Genomic DNA, 21,130 nt, shown 5'->3' with positions numbered 1-21,130 from the left:
GAGCCTTTATCTGATGAATCTGCTTTAAGACCACTTAGTAGTGACATAAACCTTAATTCTATTCTCTGCGTGAAGGAAAAAAGAAAGGTCGATAATGGCGGCGTTTTCTCCTACTACGGAAAACAGTTTAAAATCCTTCAAAAGAACAATCAGCCTCCAATACCGACCCGAGCAACTATTAATGTATTCATTAATAGTTTAACAGGTGTTCAGGTCGAATACAAGGGGGTAATTTACGATACTGAAATATTTTCAAAGCCTAAAAAATCTTCTACTGATTCCGTTAAGAAGGAGAAAAACACCTACAGACCGCCAGAAGACCATTATTACAAATATGGACGTAATTTAGTTAAGCCCATCGTCTATGATGAAAGCGATCAAGAAATTTTAAGTATGCTTGAGGAAATTTTCCTCGGTAAAGATAATTTTGTTGACAGATACAAAAATTTAGGGTAAATGTTAGCTTTTGATAATAGGACTGTTAGTCGGGTGATGTCAAGGCACCGTGGAATAAATGGGAGGGGACCACTTGTGGGAGGGCACCCGTTTATGCCGCGAAAGGCCTTGACATCAGGCGGCATAGTATCCTATTGCCTTTTAGGGGCAGTTTAATCTGCCCCTCTGCCTTCCGGCGAGGATGGGGGTTCTAGGGGGCAAAGCCCCCTAATTTTTACCCATCTAAATGACATTTTCATACGATAATTAACTTTATTTTAAATTATTTTTAGGTGACATTTTCAAAAGATATTGACATATATAATTATACAAAACAACTTAATATTAATTATTAGTGCTATTTACTTTTTAGTAACTTTAATATAAATAAAGATTATGAACGGAATTATTACTTCAAAGGGGAGGGCGTAATAAGGCCATATTTTAGCAGCCCAATCAAATAACTGCATAATATTTTCATAAGAAATAATTGAATAGTTTAACATAAGAAGTCCAACAGGTGTTACTAGAAAACGGTAATCATCAAATCCGAATATTTTTGATATTCCAATTGAAGTAGCATAAAGGCAGACATTGATTTTTGCAAAGGCATAAAAGGAAAAGGCTATGGCAACAAAACTTTCAATTCTTTGAAAAAAATCCCCAACTTTTATTCGGCTAACAACGGTATAGGATGCAAAATAATTTCTTGATAAAGTATCCGCACCAATAACCATTATGTTTCTCAATGATGTTATAATTAGAATACTTCCTGAAATGAGTATAGCTGAAGAATATACTTTATAATATTCCTTTTTGTTTATATATGGAAGAACAAATAAAAATACGACAGTTTCTGCAAAGGGAAAGGAAAATAAGCTAAAGGAACCTGATATTACAGGTTTTATCCCATCATAAAGAAAAGGACGGAGGTTGTTTATTTCCATTTTAGGTAACAAAAAAGGAACGGTAATAAATAAAATGCTTATAAGCAGCCAAAAAAATACCTCGCAAGCTCTTCCAATCATTTCTATACCGCTTCTAACAGAAATTGTAGCCAAAATTGCAGCAAAAGCCATAATAATTGAATTAGGTGTATTGGGCAGACCAACAGTTTTAATGAATTCACCAAAATCCCTTATTACTAGTGAACCTAGGTGAAAGGAAAACCAAACAAAAACTACTCCAATGATTCGGCCTAAGAATCTTCCAAATAATTTTTTTAGAATATCAATAAAATCTATTCCAGGAAAGCTATTTAATATTTGAGAATAAATATATGAAACTACTAATGAAGACAAAATAGCTATTATAATAGCAAGCCAAACATCATTTTTTGCTTTTCCGCCAACACCAATAATAACCGAACTTCCGATTATGAACATCGACATAATATAAATTCCTTGCCTTGTTGAAATAGTTTCTCTTTTCATCATATCTACCTCAATCAAAAAATATTTTTTTAATAGTTAAATCTAAACTGGGAATTCTTATGTCAAGTGAAATTAATAGGCTCAATATAAAGGCAGAAAAATAAAAAAGAAGGTATACTGAAATCTTTTTTTATCCTTTGTATTAAAAACGTTTAAAAAATCTAATAAAAAAAGAATCAAATATGCTAATATTGTAACAATTGTCTTTGCCATTATCATTTCCCTACCTTGATTATTTTATTTGTTGTTGAAGTTCCTATAATGTTTAGTTTGATATCAATATCTAGCTCTGAATTACTAAATAGTGATTCCCATCTATCTATATTGTTTTTCCAAAACTGAGGATAATTAATTTTTACTAATTTGCTAAAGCCGAATACATCCAGATTGTATGTATCCCTTACATAATAGAAAGTATTTAGTATATCATTTTTTATTTTTTCTTGTGCATAATTTTTAAGGCTTTCAAGTTTTTTTTCTTCGATGAAATCTATTTGCCCAGAAACTTCTTTTAATGCAACATCGACAGATAAATTAATTTTGAACAAAATTTTATTATCAATTAAAATAGGTTTTACTTTTGTTTTGGATTTATAAATTTCAAAGGATACACTGCTTTCTGTTCCTAGAACATTATTTAAGGGGAGAATTCCTCCATAGACTTTATTTCGTAAAAAGAGAAGGTTTTTAGTATCTGCATCATTTAAGAATGCAATCATTTTAGCTTCTTTAAAAATTGCTGAACCAGAAATGTTGATTATTTTCCTATCGTTATCTTCAACTATATATGCAACTGGAAGTATAGCAGTAGAAATATCAAATTGAATTTGATTTATAAGGTCCCAAAGTTCAATCTTTGGATACTTAGAAAGATATATTGAGTTTTCTAACATCTCATCAACATGATATGATACGATTTTTTCAAGTTTATTGGAGGTATTAAAAATTTCACTAGCCTTTTTACCTTTTACTAGAACGATTTTCATGTCAGTTCTAACTTCCGTATCCCTTTCTATAAAATCAAGGACATCGATTATTCCTCTTTTGGCAATTTTTTCGCTAATAAATACCACCTTTGCATGGGACCAATATATCTTTCGACCGCTTACAGAAATCATATTTCTAATCGCATCAAGTATTGTTTTCCCTTCTGATGTAAAGTATTCCGGCAATAATTCAGTTCCAGTGCTTGTATTTTTAAGATTTACAATTTCAACAGTTAAAATATAAGAATTTTTCTTTTCATCATAGTCGAAGGATACACCAGCAGCAGGTGCAATTTTATCGATTTCTTTGTAGTTCCAGCACGAGGTTAATAAAAGAATTATAAAAGATAGAAGAGTTAATTTAATTGTTTTTACCATTATACTTTCCCCTTGCTATAAATTTAGATTTATTTCTAACTTTGTTTTTTGCTCCTAATATAATAGGCCTCAACTTCATAGCCCACCATGGCACTCTAATAGCAGTATCCTTTATGTTTTGAAAATCTATTGTAAAGGAGTGAAGTGTATATGGCACTCCAAAACTTTTCATGGAAAAAAGTTGAATAAACATAATAACTAGTCCAAACATAGTTCCGTAGAGACCTAAAAAAGCTGTAAAGAAAAGAATAATAAATCTAAACAATATTACAGATGCTGTTAACTGTGGGATTAAAAATTCAGTAATTCCAGTAAGGGCAGTAATAATAACCATTGGAGCACTTACAAATCTTGCTCCTACAGCTGCTTCACCTATAACAAGAACGCCAACTATACTAACTGCCTGCCCGACAGGCTTTGGAAGTCTTGTCCCAGCTTCCCTAAGGACTTCAAAGATAATGATCATACTAAAGGCTTCAACAATTGTTGGAAAAGGAACACCTTCTCTTGCAGCAGCAATGCTAAGAAGTAAAGGAGTAGGTAAAAGCTCTTGATGGTAGTTTGCTAGTGCTACATATAAAGAAGGAATGGTTGTAGATAGGAAAAATCCTAATAACCTTAAAATTCGGTTAAATGATGCTAAAGCCCAGTGGGTATAATAATCCTCATTAGATTGAAAGGTCTCTAAAAATAAATATGGTAATGTTAAAACAAAAGGAGAACCGTCAACTACAATAGCAATTCTTCCTTCTAATAGTTTTCCGCAGACAACATCAGGTCTTTCTGTATAGCCAATTGTTTGAAAGGTGCATAGAGGATGGTCACAAATTAAATCTGCAATATATCCAGAATCCAATATTCCGTCAATATTGATCTCATCTAGCCTTTTTTTGACCTCTTGAAGTATTTTATCTGAAGCAATGCTTGATATATATGCAATACAAATGGGGGTTTTTGTGTATCTGCCAATTTCCTTAAAAACAAACTTTAAATCTGGATGAGGTATTCGATTCCTTATAAGATGAAGATTGGTAATTAAAGATTCATTAAAACCCTCCCTTGGTCCTCTGACTATTGTTTCGGAGGAAGGTTCTTCTATAGAACGTAAGTTATTCTCTTTTACATTAAAAATTAGAACTTCTAATTCACCATCTATGAATAAAACTGCTTTACCCATAAGGATTGAACTAATTGCATATTCAAGGTCTTGACTTTTTTCAAGATGGCTTGTTGACAATATGTGCCTTTCTAAATAATTTAATAAAGAAAGTTTATTTCTTTCTATTTTGCTGTCCAAAATTCGTGCTATGATGTCCCTGTTAATAATATCTTCTTTTACCATGCCATTGATATAAATCAAACATAAAGTTTTATTATTTTTCTCAAAGCATCTAGCAACAAATGTTTTATCTTTTTTAAAAATTTCCTTAATTGTTTTTAAATTATCATGGATATTAGGAGAAATTTTAGTGCCGGGATTAGGCTTTTTTAATATTTTCCACATATTCATACTCCATTAGTTTGTTTTTATTAATATTTTTTCTATAAAAAGGCATTTTATTCAAAATTAGAAGAATATAAAAAGGGCAACCTAAAAAGATTGCCCAAGTTATTTTTTAAGATATTCTTTAATTTTATTAATAACAATTTGGCGGTGTTCTAAATTATTTTCAAAATCAAGGTTGTCTACGTTTATTTTAAGAATTGGTGATATTGAATATTGATCGAAGTATTCTTTGTAATGTCTATTTAATCTTTCCCAATATTCCCTTTCAACTATCTTTTCATAAGATCTTCCCCTTAGGTTAATCCTTCTTATTGCCTCATCTACAGAAATTTCAAGGTAAACCATGAGCTTTGGAGGGTGGCAATGTTCTATCATGTTTTCGAATAGCTCTATGTAAAGTTCAAATTCCTCAGGGGACATCTCGCCGCTTTCCATCAGCATCTTAGCGAATATAACGTCGCCATATATACTTCTGTCCATTACAGCGTTTTCTACCTTTGAGGCTTCCTTGATATGTTTAAATCTTTTATTTAGAAAAAATATCTGCAAAGGAAAACTATATCTATGCCTATCGTAATAAAACTTTTCCAAGATAGGGTTATTATATACAGGTTCCTCAAAGGGAACAAAGCCTTCTTCTTTTAATATTTTCATCAATGTGGTTTTACCAGCACCAACAACACCATCAATCACAAGCATGTTCCAAAATCCTCCTTTATTTATCTTGCTGAGGGCTCCTTTGTAAAACATAATATCTCCCCTTGAAAAGAATATGCCTAAATAGTATATAAAATTTTTGACCCAAATACAATATTTATTTATTTTTTGACAAATAACAATGTATGAAAACAATATTGACTAATTTAAAAACAATGCTAGAATAATTATGAAATATTTAAAAGCGAATTGTATCGATACATATAAGGAGGGGAATTTATGGAAAGGTTTAAATTAAATGCTGATCTTGCGAGGATGCTAAAGGGTGGCGTAATAATGGACGTTACGAATGCTAAAGAGGCAGAAATTGCTGAAAAAGCAGGTGCATGTGCTGTAATGGCCCTTGAGAGGGTTCCAGCTGATATTAGAAGGCAGGGCGGGGTTGCAAGGATGTCAGATCCTAAATTGATTAAGGAAATAAAATCGGCTGTTTCAATTCCGGTAATAGCAAAGTGTAGAATTGGACATTTTGTTGAGGCACAAATTCTGGAGGCCTTAGAGATAGATTATATAGATGAAAGCGAAGTTTTAACTCCTGCTGATGATAAATATCATATAAACAAATGGGCTTTTAAGGTTCCCTTTGTATGCGGTGCAAGAAATTTAGGTGAGGCTCTAAGAAGAATTGGCGAAGGTGCAGCAATGATAAGAACAAAGGGAGAAGCAGGAACGGGAAATGTAGTAGAGGCAGTAAGGCACTTAAGACAAATCATGGATGATATAAGAAGAGTAAAAAATGCACCCTATGAAGAACTTATGACCATTGCAAAGGAACTTGAGGCACCTTATCACCTTGTTGAATATGTTTGGAGGGAGGGAAAGCTTCCGGTTGTTAATTTTGCTGCAGGTGGAATTGCAACACCAGCCGATGCTGCATTAATGATGCAGCTTGGTGCTGAAGGCGTTTTTGTAGGTTCTGGCATTTTTAAATCCCAAAATCCTGAAAAAAGAGCAAGGGCAATAGTTCTTGCAACTACTTATTACAATGATCCAAAGGTTTTAGCTGAAATTTCAGAAGACTTAGGGGAGCCTATGTTTGGACTTGATGTTAAGGAAATAGAAACTTCCCTTTCAGAAAGAGGTTGGTAATTATGAAAATTGGGGTTTTGTCAATCCAAGGTGGGGTTATAGAACATATAAACCATCTTAAAGCTTTAGGTGTTCAAACGATAGAGGTTAAAAAGAAAGAGGATTTAGATGATATAGATGGCATTATTTTACCAGGTGGAGAGAGCACGACTATAGGGAAAATAATTTCAGAAAATGGTATTAAAGATAAACTTAAAAAGCTCATAAAAGAAGGCCTACCAGTTTGGGGGACCTGTGCAGGTATGATTTTGCTTGCAAAGGAAATAAAAAACGATACAAGGAGACATCTTGAAGTTATGGACATTGAGGTGGAAAGAAATGCCTTTGGCAGCCAAATAAATAGCTTTATTGAAAATGCTATAATAAATGGAGTTTCAAATAATCCAATTCCTTTGGTTTTTATTAGAGCACCTTATATTTCAAGAATATTATCAGATGATGTTACAATTTTAGGCAGTGTTGGAGGTAAAATAGTTGCAGCAAGGCAAAGGAATATGCTTGCTACAGCCTTCCATCCAGAGCTTACGGATAATCTTGAATTTCATAAATATTTTTTAGATATGTGCCAAAAATAATTTTAAAGGAATAATCTTATAAAAAGCCCCGGAAGGACTAAAAAGGGACAGATAGCTCAAGCGATAAAGCGAATCCAAAGAAATCCTTCACGGGGCTTAAAAAATTTATTTTATAATGCATATATTGTTGTATAATATATATGAGAACTATTTAGGAGTGAGGTTATGAAAAGGCATTATAAATTTATTGGTGTATTTTTTTTGTTTGTATTTTTATTTTTGGGTTTTACATATTATTATAAAGTCAACATGAGGCTTTACAACAAATCAGAAGTTTATTTTATAGTTAAACAGGGGGATAGTATTAATAAAATAGCTGAATATTTACTTAATAAAAAGGTTATAAGATCAAAAAATTTTTTTCTTTATTATGCAAAAATAAAAGGATTTGATAGGAACATAATGGTTGGGAACTATATAATTTCCACCAATAAAGATTTAGACTTTTTATTTAAAAAACTAACATCGGGAAAGTCGGACTTTGCTATAGTTACTATTCCAGAAGGGTATAATCTTTATCAGATAGCAAAAAAATTAGAAGAAAAGGGATTATTAAAGAAGGAAGATTTGTTAAATGCAAAGATTTCGGATTTTGATAAAGAAGGATTAATTCAATTAGATAAAAATGCCTATTATGAGCTTGAAGGTTATTTGTATCCGGATACCTATTATATTCCTTACAATTTAACCTCAAAGGAAATAATAAACATTATGTTTGAAAGGTTTATTAATAAATACAAGCCATTTATAAAAAGGCAAAAGGAATTAAACTTATCCTTAAGGGAAGTTATAACTATTGCTTCATTAATTGAAAAGGAAAGCTATAATGATGAAGAAAGAAGAAGGATATCCGGCGTAATTTATAATAGATTGCAGAGGAACATGCCTTTGCAGATTGATGCAACGGTTATATATGCGATAACAAAAGGGGAAAAGCATATAAACAGGCTCTATTACAAAGACTATAAATTTGAATCGCCATATAATACTTATAAGATCATAGGTCTTCCTCCAGGGCCTATAGCATCACCAGGAATAAAATCCATAGAAGCTGCCTTAAATCCAGAAAAACATCAATACCTTTACTACGTATTGTCAGGAAATGGCCATGTGTTTAGTAAGACCTATGAGGAACACATAAAAAATGTGCATAAATATATCCAGTAGGGTTTCCCTACTGGATATCTGAAAACTCGATATTAACTGTTTCTAGATGATTTTTGTTAACTATTTTAGTGGCAGCTACCTCATCTTGAATGTAATTTTTAGGAAGTCTTACTATAAACTCAGAACCCTCACCTTCTTTGCTGTTTAAAGTTATTTCTCCCCCATGCATTTTAACAAATTCCTGTGCTATAGAAAGACCTATTCCACTTCCTTCGTTTTTCCTTGTGAAGCTAAAATCCGCCTGCTTAAACCTATCAAAGATAACCTTTTGTAGCTCATCTGGGATTCCAATTCCATTATCCTTTATTATTATTAATATATTATCCTCTTCCTCTGAAACCTCTACAAATATTTTTTTATCTTTCTTTGAAAATTTAATTGCATTTGATAAGATGTTTAAAATTATCTTTTCAATCTTTTCAACATCGCAGGCGATATACTTTTCTTCAAAATGGGGGTTATATATTATTTTTATATTTTTGTCATTAAAATAATTATTTGCGGATGTGCATATATCCTCAATTAGGCTAACGATATTTACATTTTCAAGATTAAGCCCCATACATCCAGCATCAATACTAGTAAGATCTATTATATTATTTGTCAGCCTTAAAAGCCTATACATATTTTGTTTTAACACAGGATAAAATTTATCATAGTTTTCAATGAAGGTAGCATCGTTTTTTCTAAATATTTCAAGAAGCTGAACTATACCATATATGACATTCAATGGAGTTCTTAGTTCGTGGGATACCTTTGATATAAATTCGCTTTTTAACTTTTCATATTCAAGCTCCTTTGAAAGTCTTTCCCATTCCATTTGAAGTCTTAGTCTTTCAGCAATTTCTCTTAAGATTATAATCGTTCTATTTTTTTTGCCTTTTTCTTCTATGAAGGATATATGGGAAAAAGAAACCCAAATATATTCTCCATTTTTACTTAAAAGCCTATAATTTACATTATCTATAATCGGTTCCCCGTTCAAATAAGAATAAAATTTCTTTTTTGCTTCATCTAGATCTTCTGGATGAACTATAGATTGAAGATTTGTCCCGATCAATTCTTTAGAATCATATCCGAGTATTCTGCTAACAGATGCGGAATAGTAAGTGACTTTACATTCTAAATCCGTCATAAATATCATATCTTCTATTCCATTAAATATTTTTTTTAGCATTGCCTCATCATCTTCGATCTTTTTGGCCATTAGAATTGGTTCTGTTATATTGTTTAATATAAGGGCGATATATTCTTTTTCTTTAAGGCAAATAAAATAAAAATTTGCTTTAAAATAATATGTGCAATCATTAAGTAAAAGACTAATCTTTTCTATTACATATTCTCCTTTTATTTTAAGTTCTGAAATAACTTGCTTTGAATTAATATTCAAAGCCTTAAATATATTTGAAGGATTGCCTTTAAATAAAGTATTAAAGGTGTTATTTTTAAGTAAAATATCTCCGTTTTTATCAGACAAAATTACAGCATTTGGGCTTTTTTTGAACATCTCGTAAATAACCTCATTTAAACATCTACATTCGCATTCGGAGTTTTTCATATTACCACCTACTGTTTTAAAATTCAACCACATATAATTATTCAACACATTTGCAATTTTTCCTGCAAATTAAATATCGCAAAATTCTACAAAAAATGAGCTTTATCTTATTAAGTCAATCCTTTGGTGTTTTTGCTTACAATAAAGTTTATAAAGTGCTATAATAATATTGTAGAGAAATTAAATAAGACAGTCAAAGAAAGGATATAATATGAAGCAATTTGGGGGGAAAGTGTTCATGAAATATAGAGTTTTAGGGAAAACCCATCTTAAGGTCTCAGAAATAGGGTTTGGAGGAATTCCAATTCAAAAGTTAACTCAAGAAGAGGCAGCAAAGGTTATTCATAAGGCAGAGGAGACGGGGATAAATTTTATAGATACAGCAAGGGCTTACTCCTGCAGTGAAGAATATATTGGAAAGGCCCTAAAGGGAAGAAGAAAAAATTGGATAATTGCTACTAAATCAATGGCAAGAAGCTATGAAGATATGAAAAGGGATATAGAAATAAGCCTTAAGAATTTGAATACGGATTATATTGATTTATATCAGCTTCATAATGTAAAGGATATTGCTTCATATAAAGAAGCTTTTGGTGAAAATGGAGCACTAAAGGCATTATTAGAGGCAAAGGAAAAGGGGATAATAAGGCATATCGGGGTAACTTCCCATAGCCTTGATATGTTAAAACATATGATAGAAAATCCATTAGTTGAAACCATTATGTATCCATATAACGTTGTTGAAAGACAAGCTATTGAAACTTTTAAACTAGCAAAGGAAAGAAATATTGGCATTATTGCAATGAAACCAATGGCTGGTGGGGTTTTATCCGATGGGAAACTTGCTTTAAAATTTATTTTAAAGGATGATTTTATTTCAACAGCAATCCCTGGAATGGCAAGCATACAAGAAGTTATTGAGAATGTATCTGCAAGCAAGGAGGAAATAACTAAGGATGAAATAGAACTTTGCGATAATATTTATAAAGAAATGGATAAGGAATTTTGCAGAAGATGTGGTTACTGCGCACCATGCCCACAGGGGATTGATATTCCATTTAGCTTCATATTAAGGGGATATTATGTTAATTACGACCTTAAGGATTGGGCAAAGGAAAGATATAATAATTTAAAAGCCCATGCTTCTGATTGTAGAGAATGTGGAATATGTGAAACAAGATGTCCATATGATCTTCAGATAAGAAAAATGCTAAAAGAAGTTAAAAAAACCTTCGGATATTAGGCGGCATTTTTTGTTGCCTAATATTTTTTTATTTATTAAAATATAAATAATAAACAAAAATTGGCAGCGGCGAGGTGTTAAGATGAATTTTTTAGCTTTAAAAATTGCATGGGATGTCCATAAGAAACAGCTAAGGAAGGGCTCTTCCATTCCATATATAATTCATCCGATTGAGGTTGCGATAATACTTTACGAAAACGGTGCAGATGAGGAGCTTTTAAATGCTGCTATTTTACATGATACGCTTGAAGATACTACAGGAAATAGGGAGGAGCTTTTAAACAAGTTAAAAAATAATTTCAGCAGAAGGACAATAGATCTTATCCTTGCAGCTTCTGAGCCTTTAAAGGTTAAAACAAAGGAAAAATTAACACAAGAAGAAGAGATAAAAACTTGGAGGGAAAGAAAGGAGCATACAATAGAATTTGTAAAAGGGGCTTCAAGGGATATTAAAATGCTAATTTGTGCCGATAAACTGAGCAACATAAGAAGCACCTATAGGGATTATAAAAGGCTTGGGAAAAAGGTTTGGGAAAAGTTTAATGCAGGATATGAGGATCAAAAATGGTATTATGAAAGCTTAGTAAAGGCTCTGGAGGAACTTAAAGGACTTAAAATGTATGATGAATTTAAAAACTTGGTTGAGCAAATTTTTAACTATGATAAGAAGGATATAATAATAAAATATGCAGATATTGAAGAAAAAAAAGTATTAATGGAGGGCATTAAAAGGGAATGGGGTTCTGATATAATCCTTTCAAAGGGAAAAGTCCACAGGATAATTGAACTTCCATGGCTTATCGCAGTTTCAGAAGGCGAAATATTGGGTTTTTTAATATACAGCATAGAAAAGGCTGAATGTGAAATAGTTCTATTAGAGAGCTTAGTTAAAAATATTGGGGTGGGTTCCAAACTTTTAAAGGAATTAACTAGCATTGCAAAGAAAGAATGCCAAAGGATTTTTTTAATAACCACCAATGATAATATAGATGCCATGAAGTTTTATCAAAAAAATGGGTTTGAAATGGTTGCTATTTATAAAGATGCCGTCAAAAGGGCAAGATGTATAAAGCCCCAGATACCACTTATAGGCAACTATGAAATTCCAATTAAAGACGAGATTGAATTTGAGTTAAGATTTAGTTAAAATTCTGGTAATTTATGAATTATGTTGTATAATTATAAATAAAACTTTAGGGTTTGGGGGGATAAAGGTGAAAAGAAGACATACGATTTATGCTTCTGATATAAATAAATATTTAAGGGGAGAACATTTTAATGCATATGAGTTTCTAGGAAGTAGAATAGTTGAGCATCAAGGCAAAAAAGGTGCAGTTTTTATAACATATGCACCAAAGGCAAGGGAAGTTAGAGTGGTTGGAGATTTTAACGGTTGGAATGGGGATAATCATAAAATGATAAAGGTTTTAGATTCTGGGTTTTGGTGGCTCTTTAATGAAAATATAAAAGAAGGAGATTTATACAAGTATGAAATAATAAAGGCCGATGGGACTAAAGTTTTAAAGGCTGACCCATATGCAAGGTTTTCTGAGTTAAGGCCAAATACTGCATCTATAGTATATGAAGATAAAGACTATAAGTGGCAGGATGGCGAATGGATGGAAAAAAGAAAAAGCATAAACTATTTTAAAAGTCCCTTAAATATTTATGAGGTTCACTTAGGTTCGTGGAAAAAGAAGGGAGAAGATTTTTTAAACTACAGAGAAATTGCCGATGAGCTCTCTAAATATGTCAAGGAAATGGGATATACCCATGTAGAGCTTTTACCTATAATGGAACATCCTTTAGATGCTTCCTGGGGTTATCAAATTACGGGATATTTCTCCCCAACATCAAGATACGGAACTCCCGAGGATTTTAAATATTTTATAGATAAAATGCACAGGGAGGGAATTGGAGTAATTCTTGACTGGGCACCGGGACATTTTTGCAGGGACGAGCACGGACTTTATAATTTCGATGGGGCACATCTTTACGAACATGAAGACCCAATGATAGGAGATAATTTTGACTGGGGAACAGCTAATTTTGATTATTCAAAGGGTCATGTCCAGAGCTTTTTAATCTCCAATGCCCTTTATTGGTTTAAGGAATTTCACGTGGATGGCCTTAGGGTTGATGCGGTTGCAGCAATGCTTTATTTAAACTTTGGTAAAGAGCATTTGAATATAAGAAATAAATTTGGAGGCATTGAAAATTTAGATGCGGTTGAGTTTTTGAAAAAACTAAATAAAGCCATTTTCTTAAATGTTGATAATCCACTTATGATAGCGGAGGAGTCAACAGCATGGCCATTAGTTACATATCCCACCTATGATGGAGGCCTTGGGTTTAATTATAAATGGAACATGGGATGGATGAACGATACCTTAAGATATATGACGATGAATGATGAGGAAAGAAAATATAACCATAACCTTTTAACTTTTTCAATGATGTATGCTTATTCTGAAAACTTCATTCTTCCCTTATCCCACGATGAGGTAGTTCATGGGAAAAAATCCCTCATAGATAAAATGTCAGGAAGCTATGAAGAAAAGTTTGCAAACCTTAGGCTTTTATATGGCTACATGATGGCACATCCCGGAAAAAAGCTTTTATTTATGGGGGGAGAAATCGCACAGTTTATAGAATGGAGATTTTATGAGGAATTAGAGTGGTTCCTCTTAAAATACCCAATTCATGATTCCCTTAAAAGATATGTAAGGGATCTTAACAGATTTTATTTAGAAAATAAAGCCCTTTGGGAGCTTGACCATAAAGGGGAAGGTTTTGAATGGATCGATGCAAATAATAATAATCAAAGCATTTTATCCTTCATAAGAAGGTCTAAGGAGGATTATTTAGTTATTATATGCAATTTTGGAAGGGGAAAATATGAGGATTATAAAATAGGAGTTCCTGAAGAAAATGAATATATAGAGGTTTTCAATAGCGATAAAAATATTTATTCGGGAAGTAATTTTATTAACGAAGGCAGCATAAAATCTTTAAGGGAGTCATGGCATGGAAGGGACTATTCAATAAATATTAGAATAGCACCCTATTCATTTATAGTCTTAAAAACAAGAAGGGGTGAATAAAATGCGTAAAAAGGAAATAATAGCTATGGTCCTTGCGGGGGGCCAGGGAACAAGATTAAAGTCATTAACTAAAAACAATGCAAAGCCTGCAGTGCCTTTTGGAGGGAAGTATAGAATAATAGATTTTGTTTTATCTAACTGTGCTAATTCATCCATAGATACTGTTGGGGTATTAACACAGTATCAGCCCCTTATATTAAACGCCCATATTGGGATTGGAATGACTTGGGATCTTGACAGGAAGTTTGGAGGAGTTAGAATTCTTCCACCCTATCAGCATGAGGCAGGTGGTAATTGGTATAAGGGGACGGCAGATGCGATTTATCAAAATATGAATTATATAGATTATTATAACCCTGAATATGTTCTTGTCCTTTCAGGGGACCATATTTATAAAATGGACTATAACTTAATGCTTGACTATCATAAGGAGAAAAATGCAGACTGCACCATTGCAGTAATTGAAGTTCCAATTGAGGAGGCTAGCCGTTTTGGCATTATGAATACCCACGAGGATGGAAGGATATATGAGTTTGAAGAAAAACCTAAAAAGCCAAAGAGCAATTTAGCCTCTATGGGAATATATGTTTTTAACTGGAATAGATTAAAGCACTTTTTAAAGGAGGATCAAAAGGATCCAACCTCTTCAAACGATTTTGGCAAAAACGTGATCCCAAGGATGTTAAAGGAAGGCGCAAAGCTCTATGCCTATAGATTTGAAGGCTACTGGAAGGATGTTGGAACAGTAGAGAGCTATTGGGAAGCCAATATGGACCTTTTAAAGGAAGACTGCCAGCTAGATCTTTATGAGGGAGTAAATAAAATTTATGCCGTTGATTATTCCCTACCACCACAGTATATAGGACCTGAAGCAGTTGTAGAAAATTCTATGATAGTTGATGGCTGCACAATTTATGGTGAAGTTAAAAACTCCATAATTTCAAGGGGAGTTTATATAGGTAAAAATGCCGTTGTTAGGGATTCTGTTATCCTGCAGGATGTAAGGATCGAAGATGGGGCAACCGTTATAAAAAGCGTTGTAGGTAATGGAGCAAGGATTAGGGAAGGAGTCACAGTTGGAAATGGCAAGGAAATAGTTCTTGTTCCGGAAAAAAGGGATGTTAAGGAAAATATTTTTGAAGAGTAACGAGGTGATATAATGCTAAGGGATTATATGGGGGTTATACTCCTTAATGAGGATGAGAGCAATATAAGAAGTTTAACATTAAATAGACCACTGGCTTCTATTCCAATCTTCGGTAGATACAGAGTTATAGACTTTGTTCTTTCAAACATGGTAAATAGTGGAATAACCAATGTAGGAATATTTGTTGAAAGAAACTCAAGGTCCTTAGTTGACCATATAGGGACAGGAAAACCTTGGGATTTAAACAGAAAAATCGACGGTCTTTTTATATTTAATCATACATTAAAAAGGCTAGTGGAAGAGGATGTCAATGCCTTTAAATATAACATGGAATACTTTTTTAGAAGCAAGAAGGAAAAGGTTGTTCTTTCAAGATCAAGGATGATTTGCAATATTAATTTAGAAGAAATAGCAAAGGAACATGAAAGGTCTGGTGCAGACGTTACAATTGTATATAAGAAAGTTAATAATGATGAAATGTTTTTAAATTGTGAAGTTTTAAACATAGATAACGGCAAAGTAGTTGGCGTTGGGAAAAACCTTGGAATGGGAGATACTATAAACGTTTCTATGGAAATATTCTTTATGAGCAAGGAATTTTTAATACAGGCTATCTATAAGTGCATGCAGGATGGAATTTGCTCCAGCGTTATGGAATATGTATCCAAGCATGTAAGAAATCACGACGTAAGGGCCTATGAATTTAAAGGTTATTTAGGATGTATAAATTCCGTATCTTCCTATTATAAAGTTTCTATGGACTTTTTAAATGGAGATGTTATGCAGGAGCTTTGTAGCAAAAATGGCAACATATATACAAAATCCTATGATTCGCCCCCTACAAAGTATTTAAACGGATGTAGTATTACAAATTCAATAATGGCAAGCGGTAGCATTGTAAAGGGGCTTGTTTCAAACAGCATAATAGGAAGAAGGGTTATAATAGAAGAGGGAGCAGAAGTTATTGACTCTATAGTATTTTCAAGGTGCATCATAGGAAAAAATGTTAAACTAAAAAATGTCATAATTGATAAAAACGTCATAATTGAGGATGATAAAGTTTTAATAGGAGATAACAAATACCCTATTGTTATAGAAAAAGGAAGCAGAATCCATCTTTAAGGGGGAATTTTATGAAGATTTTATTTGCAACGGCGGAGGCCTATCCCTTTTTAAAAACCGGGGGACTTGCGGATGTTTCCCTTGCCCTTCCTAAGGCACTAAGAAGGCTTGGAATTGATGCGAGGGTTATAATGCCAAAATATCAGGATATAAGATATGAATTTAAAATGATGATGAAGCATTGTTGCCATTTTAATGTTCAGGTAGGATGGAGAAATCAATATTGTGGGATAGAATATTTAGAATATGATGGTGTTCCCTTTTACTTTATAGACAACGAATTTTATTTTAAACGCAATGGAGCCTACGGGTATGGGGATGACGATGAAAGATTTGTTTTTTTCAGCAGGGCAATAGTTGAGATGATAAACCATATAGACTTTATCCCTAATATAGTCCATTGTAACGATTGGCATACGGCATCGGTTCCTTTGATTTTAAAGGCACATTATTCAAATAGTGAAAGACATAGAAACATAAAAACGATATTTACCATTCATAATTTGAGATATCAAGGGGTGTTTAGAAGGGAAATACTTTGGGATCTTTTAAATCTTGATGATTATTATTTTACAGAGGAAAGGTTAAAATATTACGATGCAGTTAACCTCATGAAGGCGGGGATAATCTATTCGGATAAAGTTACAACTGTCAGCAGAACCTATGCTAAGGAAATTAAAACACCCTTTTATGGTGAGGGCCTCCATGGCCTATTAAGTGCAAATTCTGATAAGCTTGTTGGCATTGTAAACGGCATAGATTATGATGAGTATAATCCTAAAACCGATAAGTTCATCTATAAAAACTATGATGAGAATTCCTTTGGCTTAAAGAGGGAAAATAAAGAAGCACTACAAAGGGAGCTTCACCTTCCTCAAAATCCTGATATTCCAATGATAGGAATGGTAACAAGGCTTACAAATCAAAAGGGGTTAGACCTTATAGCACAGGTTATTCAAGAGATTCTCGAGATGGATATTCAATTTGTACTACTAGGCGCAGGAGATTCAAACTATGAAGACATGTTTAAATATTATGCATCAGTTTATCCATCGAAAATTTCAGCCAACATAAGATATAGCGAGGAGCTTGCAAGAAAAATCTATGCATCATCGGATTTGTTCTTAATGCCATCGCTATTTGAACCCTGCGGAATAGGACAGCTTATAGCATTAAGATACGGAAGCCTACCTATTGTTAGGGAAACAGGGGGCCTTAAGGATACTGTAAGGCCATATAATAGGTTTACGGGAGAAGGAAATGGATTTTCCTTTGCAAATTATAATGCAAGGGAGATGATTGATATTATAAAGTATGCCCTTTATGTTTACTATAATGAAAGGGATGCCTTTAATAAATTAATTTACAATGCTATGATTTCTGATAATAGCTGGCGTGAATCTGCAAAGCTGTATATTATGCTTTACAACAGCTTAGTAAACTAGGAGGAAGAAGAATGAATTTAAACAAGGAACGTTTCAAGGAGGACTATCAAAGAAAGTTAGTAAGTCTTTTTGCAGAAGATATAAAGGAGGCGTCAAAGCTTCATAAATTTATAGCCCTTGGTGAACTTATAAAGGAATATTCCTTTGAAAACTGGCTTAGGACTAACAAAAATTATATAAATAGCGATAGAAAACAAGTTTACTATTTTTCAATGGAATTTCTAATAGGTAGACTCCTTGAAAACAATTTAATAAACTTAGGAATTAGGGATATAGTAAAGGTTGGCTTAGAAGACCTTGGAATATCCCTTGAGGAATTAGAAATGGAAGAAAAGGATGCAGGGCTTGGAAACGGTGGCCTTGGACGTCTTGCAGCCTGTTTTTTAGATTCTATGGCTACATTAGGAATTGCTGGACATGGTAATGGTATAAGATACAAGTATGGACTTTTTGAACAGAAGATTGTAAACGGCTATCAGGTAGAAGTTCCTGATAATTGGCTAAAGGATGGTTATGTTTGGGAGGTTAGAAGAAGGGATAAGGCTTGTATTGTAAAATTTGGAGGTAATGTAAGATTTACCGAGGAAGATGGTAAATTAAAGGCAATCCACGAAAACTATGAATCCGTCCTTGCTGTGCCTTATGACATTCCTGTTATTGGATATAGAAATGAAGTTGTAAACACTTTAAGACTTTGGAGTGCTGAGATATTTGGAGCAGAGTTTGACTTCTCAAGCTTTTCTATGGGGGATTATCAAAGGGCAATGGAGTATAAATATAATGTTGAATCTATAACTTCAGTTTTGTATCCAGATGACAGGACGGAAAAGGGGAGGCTTTTAAGGTTAAAACAGGAGTATTTCTTCGTCAGTGCAGGGATTCAAAGCATAATAAGAACCTTTAAAAAGAAGGGAAAGCCTATAACTGAGCTTTATAAATATGTAGCTATCCAAATAAATGATACCCATCCTGCCCTTGCAGTCCCTGAACTTATGAGAATATTAATAGATGAAGAAAACCTTCCTTGGGAAACTGCTTGGGATATTACTGTTAAAACCATAGCCTATACAAATCATACGATAATGGCAGAAGCCCTTGAAAAATGGCCAATTGATATGTTTAAAGGTCTCCTTCCAAGGATTTGGACTATAGTTGAGGAGATAAACAGAAGATTTTGCATGGAGCTTTTAGAAAAGTATGGACAGGACTGGAATAGAATAAGTAAAATGTCTATAATAGGCGATGGATATGTAAAAATGGCCCACCTTGCAATTGTAGGGAGCCATTCGGTAAACGGTGTTGCAGAGCTTCATACAAAGATTTTAAAGGAACAGGAGCTAAAGCTTTTTAATGAACACTTTCAAGGAAGGTTCAACAATAAAACTAACGGTATAACCCATAGAAGGTGGCTAATTGAGGCTAATCCAAGGCTTACAAATCTTTTGATTGAAACGATTGGGGATAGATGGATTAAAAAACCAGAGGAACTTATAGAATTTAAAAAATTTGCAAAGGATGGGGCGGCTAGGGATAAATTTTATAAAATAAAACAGCAAAACAAAATTGATTTAGCAAAATATATAAAAAACAAATATGATATAGATGTTGATCCGGAATCTATTTTTGACATTCAAGCAAAAAGATTACATGGGTATAAAAGGCAGCTTCTAAATGCTTTATATATACTTGATTTATACAATAGGCTAAAGGAAGATAAAAATTTAGAAATTTCTCCAAGAACATTTATATTTAGTGCAAAGGCCTTTCCTGGATATACCCTTGCAAAGGAGATTATTAAGTTTATAAATACTTTAGCCCAAAAGATAAATTATGATGAAGATGTTAAGGATAAAATTAAAGTTATATTCCTTGAAAACTATGGAGTAACTCTTGCAGAAAGAATTATCCCTTGTGCTAATGTAAGTCAACAGATTTCAACAGCCTCAAAGGAGGCTTCGGGAACCGGCAATATGAAGTTTATGATGAATGGAGCTATAACTTTAGGAACACTGGATGGGGCTAACATAGAAATAAAGGATGCAGTTGGTGAAGAAAATATAATAATCTTTGGTTTAACCTCCGATGAGGTGATAAATTATTACAAAAATGGTGGATACAACTCTAAAGAAATATACAGCTCAAATGCAAGGATAAAAAGGCTGGTTGACCAACTAACTAATGGATTTTTAAATGTTCCGCCGACGGAATTTTTGAATATTTATAACCATCTTATAACCTACAATGATGAATTCTTTGTTTTAAAGGATTTTGAATCCTATGCTAATGCACAGGAGAGGATTGATAAGCTTTACAGGGACAAAGGCAAATGGAATGAGATGGCAATAATAAATGTTGCAGCATCGGGAAGGTTTTCAAGCGACAATACGATAATTAAATATGCAAGGGAGATTTGGAATGTGTGAGGTGGCTTTAAGCCACCTTTTTTCTATATATTACATGTTGAAAATTGTCGAATTTATTTTTAAAATTTAAGTAAAGGTTAATAAGGGGGGATGAGGGTGAAGGTTGAACTTAATGGGATACCGATTTTTGCAGGAAACTTTGATGATTTGATGAAGACACTATATCAAAGGATAAAAGGAGACCAAAAAACAGCAGTAATATCAGCCAATCCAGAGGTTTTACACTATTTAATATCAAAAAATTTTAAATTTGATGATGAATATATATTCATCCCCGATGGAATAGGAACATGCCTTATAGTATTGGTATCAAAGGGAAAGATATTAAAAAAGATAGCGGGAATAGATGTTTTTTATGAAATGCTAAGAAGTTCTGGTAAGCTAAATTTAAAATTATTCTTCTTAGGGGCAAGGGATGAGGTGATAAAGAGGGCTTATGCCAATGCCATAGATAAGTTTAATGCAAAGGTGGTTGGTTACAATCATGGATATTTTGATTCCCATGAGGAAGAGACTATAGTCGATAAAATAAATTTATTATCCCCAGATGTTTTGTTTGTTGGTCTTGGCTGCCCTAAGCAGGAGGAATTTATAGACAAATATAAGGACAAGCTTAATGTAAAGCTAATTGTAGCCGTTGGGGGAAGCTTTGACGTTTTAGCTGAAAGGGTTAAAAGAGCTCCAAGATGGATGATAAGCTTAGGCCTTGAATGGCTTTATAGAGTAATGGTTGAACCCGTTAGGATAAAACGGTTAAAGAAGGTTTTAATATTTGTCGCACGCTCAATATTAAATTTTTAA

Annotated in this window: 16 protein-coding genes and 1 pseudogene; 12 read left to right on the top strand and 5 right to left on the bottom strand. The window is 33.1% G+C overall.

What is annotated here, in order from left to right:
- A pseudogene (locus CAAU_RS14755) lies at positions 1–456 on the top strand (ISNCY family transposase); the annotation flags it as partial.
- 341 nt (positions 457–797) lie between these two features.
- On the opposite strand, the gene CAAU_RS01455 reads toward CAAU_RS14755, so the two are convergent.
- The 4 genes from CAAU_RS01455 to CAAU_RS01440 all read right to left on the bottom strand — a co-directional run bounded on the left by CAAU_RS01455 (position 798) and on the right by CAAU_RS01440 (position 5,489).
- On the bottom strand, positions 798–1,868 hold the full coding sequence (locus CAAU_RS01455; protein ID WP_008907662.1) for a GerAB/ArcD/ProY family transporter: 1,071 nt from the start codon (positions 1,866–1,868) through the stop codon (positions 798–800).
- Between the two features lie 215 nt (positions 1,869–2,083).
- Complete coding sequence (locus CAAU_RS01450; protein ID WP_008907660.1) at positions 2,084–3,232, bottom strand: Ger(x)C family spore germination protein; 1,149 nt, start codon at positions 3,230–3,232, stop codon at positions 2,084–2,086.
- The gene (locus CAAU_RS01445) at positions 3,216–4,736 is read right to left on the bottom strand and encodes a spore germination protein (protein ID WP_008907659.1); all 1,521 of its coding nucleotides are present in this window, start codon (positions 4,734–4,736) and stop codon (positions 3,216–3,218) included. The genes CAAU_RS01450 and CAAU_RS01445 overlap by 17 nt, the downstream gene beginning before the upstream one ends.
- 105 nt (positions 4,737–4,841) lie before the next feature.
- Positions 4,842–5,489: a deoxynucleoside kinase gene (locus CAAU_RS01440; protein WP_008907658.1), complete on the bottom strand. Its 648-nt coding sequence runs from the start codon at positions 5,487–5,489 to the stop codon at positions 4,842–4,844.
- 186 nt (positions 5,490–5,675) lie between these two features.
- Between CAAU_RS01440 and pdxS the strand changes: the two genes are divergently transcribed.
- The 3 genes from pdxS (at position 5,676) to mltG (ending at position 8,287) form a co-directional block, all read left to right on the top strand.
- Positions 5,676–6,545: a pyridoxal 5'-phosphate synthase lyase subunit PdxS gene (gene pdxS / locus CAAU_RS01435; protein ID WP_008907657.1), complete on the top strand. Its 870-nt coding sequence runs from the start codon at positions 5,676–5,678 to the stop codon at positions 6,543–6,545.
- A 2-nt stretch (positions 6,546–6,547) separates the two neighbouring features.
- A complete protein-coding gene (pdxT, locus tag CAAU_RS01430) occupies positions 6,548–7,120 on the top strand; it encodes a pyridoxal 5'-phosphate synthase glutaminase subunit PdxT (RefSeq protein WP_008907656.1) in 573 nt (190 codons plus the stop codon).
- Between the two features lie 165 nt (positions 7,121–7,285).
- A complete protein-coding gene (mltG, locus tag CAAU_RS01425; RefSeq protein WP_008907655.1) occupies positions 7,286–8,287 on the top strand; it encodes an endolytic transglycosylase MltG in 1,002 nt (333 codons plus the stop codon).
- 7 nt (positions 8,288–8,294) lie between these two features.
- Here the strand turns inward: mltG and CAAU_RS01420 are convergent, their stop codons facing one another.
- Positions 8,295–9,845: a PAS domain-containing sensor histidine kinase gene (locus CAAU_RS01420; protein ID WP_008907654.1), complete on the bottom strand. Its 1,551-nt coding sequence runs from the start codon at positions 9,843–9,845 to the stop codon at positions 8,295–8,297.
- 238 nt (positions 9,846–10,083) lie between these two features.
- Between CAAU_RS01420 and CAAU_RS01415 the strand changes: the two genes are divergently transcribed.
- From CAAU_RS01415 to CAAU_RS01375, 8 genes are all read left to right on the top strand, one after another.
- On the top strand, positions 10,084–11,088 hold the full coding sequence (locus tag CAAU_RS01415) for an aldo/keto reductase (RefSeq protein ID WP_008907653.1): 1,005 nt from the start codon (positions 10,084–10,086) through the stop codon (positions 11,086–11,088).
- Positions 11,089–11,170: 82 nt separating this feature from the next.
- Positions 11,171–12,235, top strand: coding sequence for a GNAT family N-acetyltransferase (locus CAAU_RS14470; RefSeq protein ID WP_008907652.1), 1,065 nt, complete (start codon positions 11,171–11,173; stop codon positions 12,233–12,235).
- A gap of 67 nt (positions 12,236–12,302) precedes the next feature.
- Positions 12,303–14,192, top strand: coding sequence for a 1,4-alpha-glucan branching protein GlgB (gene glgB / locus CAAU_RS01400; RefSeq protein WP_008907651.1), 1,890 nt, complete (start codon positions 12,303–12,305; stop codon positions 14,190–14,192).
- Between the two features lies 1 nt (position 14,193).
- Positions 14,194–15,339, top strand: a complete 1,146-nt coding sequence (locus CAAU_RS01395) for a glucose-1-phosphate adenylyltransferase (protein WP_008907650.1) — start codon at positions 14,194–14,196, stop codon at positions 15,337–15,339.
- 12 nt (positions 15,340–15,351) lie between these two features.
- The gene (glgD, locus tag CAAU_RS01390) at positions 15,352–16,461 is read left to right on the top strand and encodes a glucose-1-phosphate adenylyltransferase subunit GlgD (RefSeq protein WP_008907649.1); all 1,110 of its coding nucleotides are present in this window, start codon (positions 15,352–15,354) and stop codon (positions 16,459–16,461) included.
- Positions 16,462–16,472: 11 nt separating this feature from the next.
- On the top strand, positions 16,473–17,906 hold the full coding sequence (gene glgA, locus CAAU_RS01385; RefSeq protein WP_008907648.1) for a glycogen synthase GlgA: 1,434 nt from the start codon (positions 16,473–16,475) through the stop codon (positions 17,904–17,906).
- An 11-nt stretch (positions 17,907–17,917) separates the two neighbouring features.
- Positions 17,918–20,329 (top strand): glycogen/starch/alpha-glucan phosphorylase, encoded by a 2,412-nt coding sequence (locus tag CAAU_RS01380; protein ID WP_008907647.1) that lies wholly within the window; start codon positions 17,918–17,920, stop codon positions 20,327–20,329.
- Positions 20,330–20,425: 96 nt separating this feature from the next.
- On the top strand, positions 20,426–21,130 hold the full coding sequence (locus tag CAAU_RS01375) for a WecB/TagA/CpsF family glycosyltransferase (RefSeq protein ID WP_008907646.1): 705 nt from the start codon (positions 20,426–20,428) through the stop codon (positions 21,128–21,130).

It is taken from the genome of Caloramator australicus RC3, assembly GCF_000297115.1.
In the GTDB taxonomy this organism is placed as follows: Bacteria; Bacillota; Clostridia; order Clostridiales; family Caloramatoraceae; genus Caloramator; species Caloramator australicus.
The sequence above is the reverse complement of the archived record's forward strand: the minus strand, read 5'-3'. Positions and strand labels throughout refer to the sequence as shown.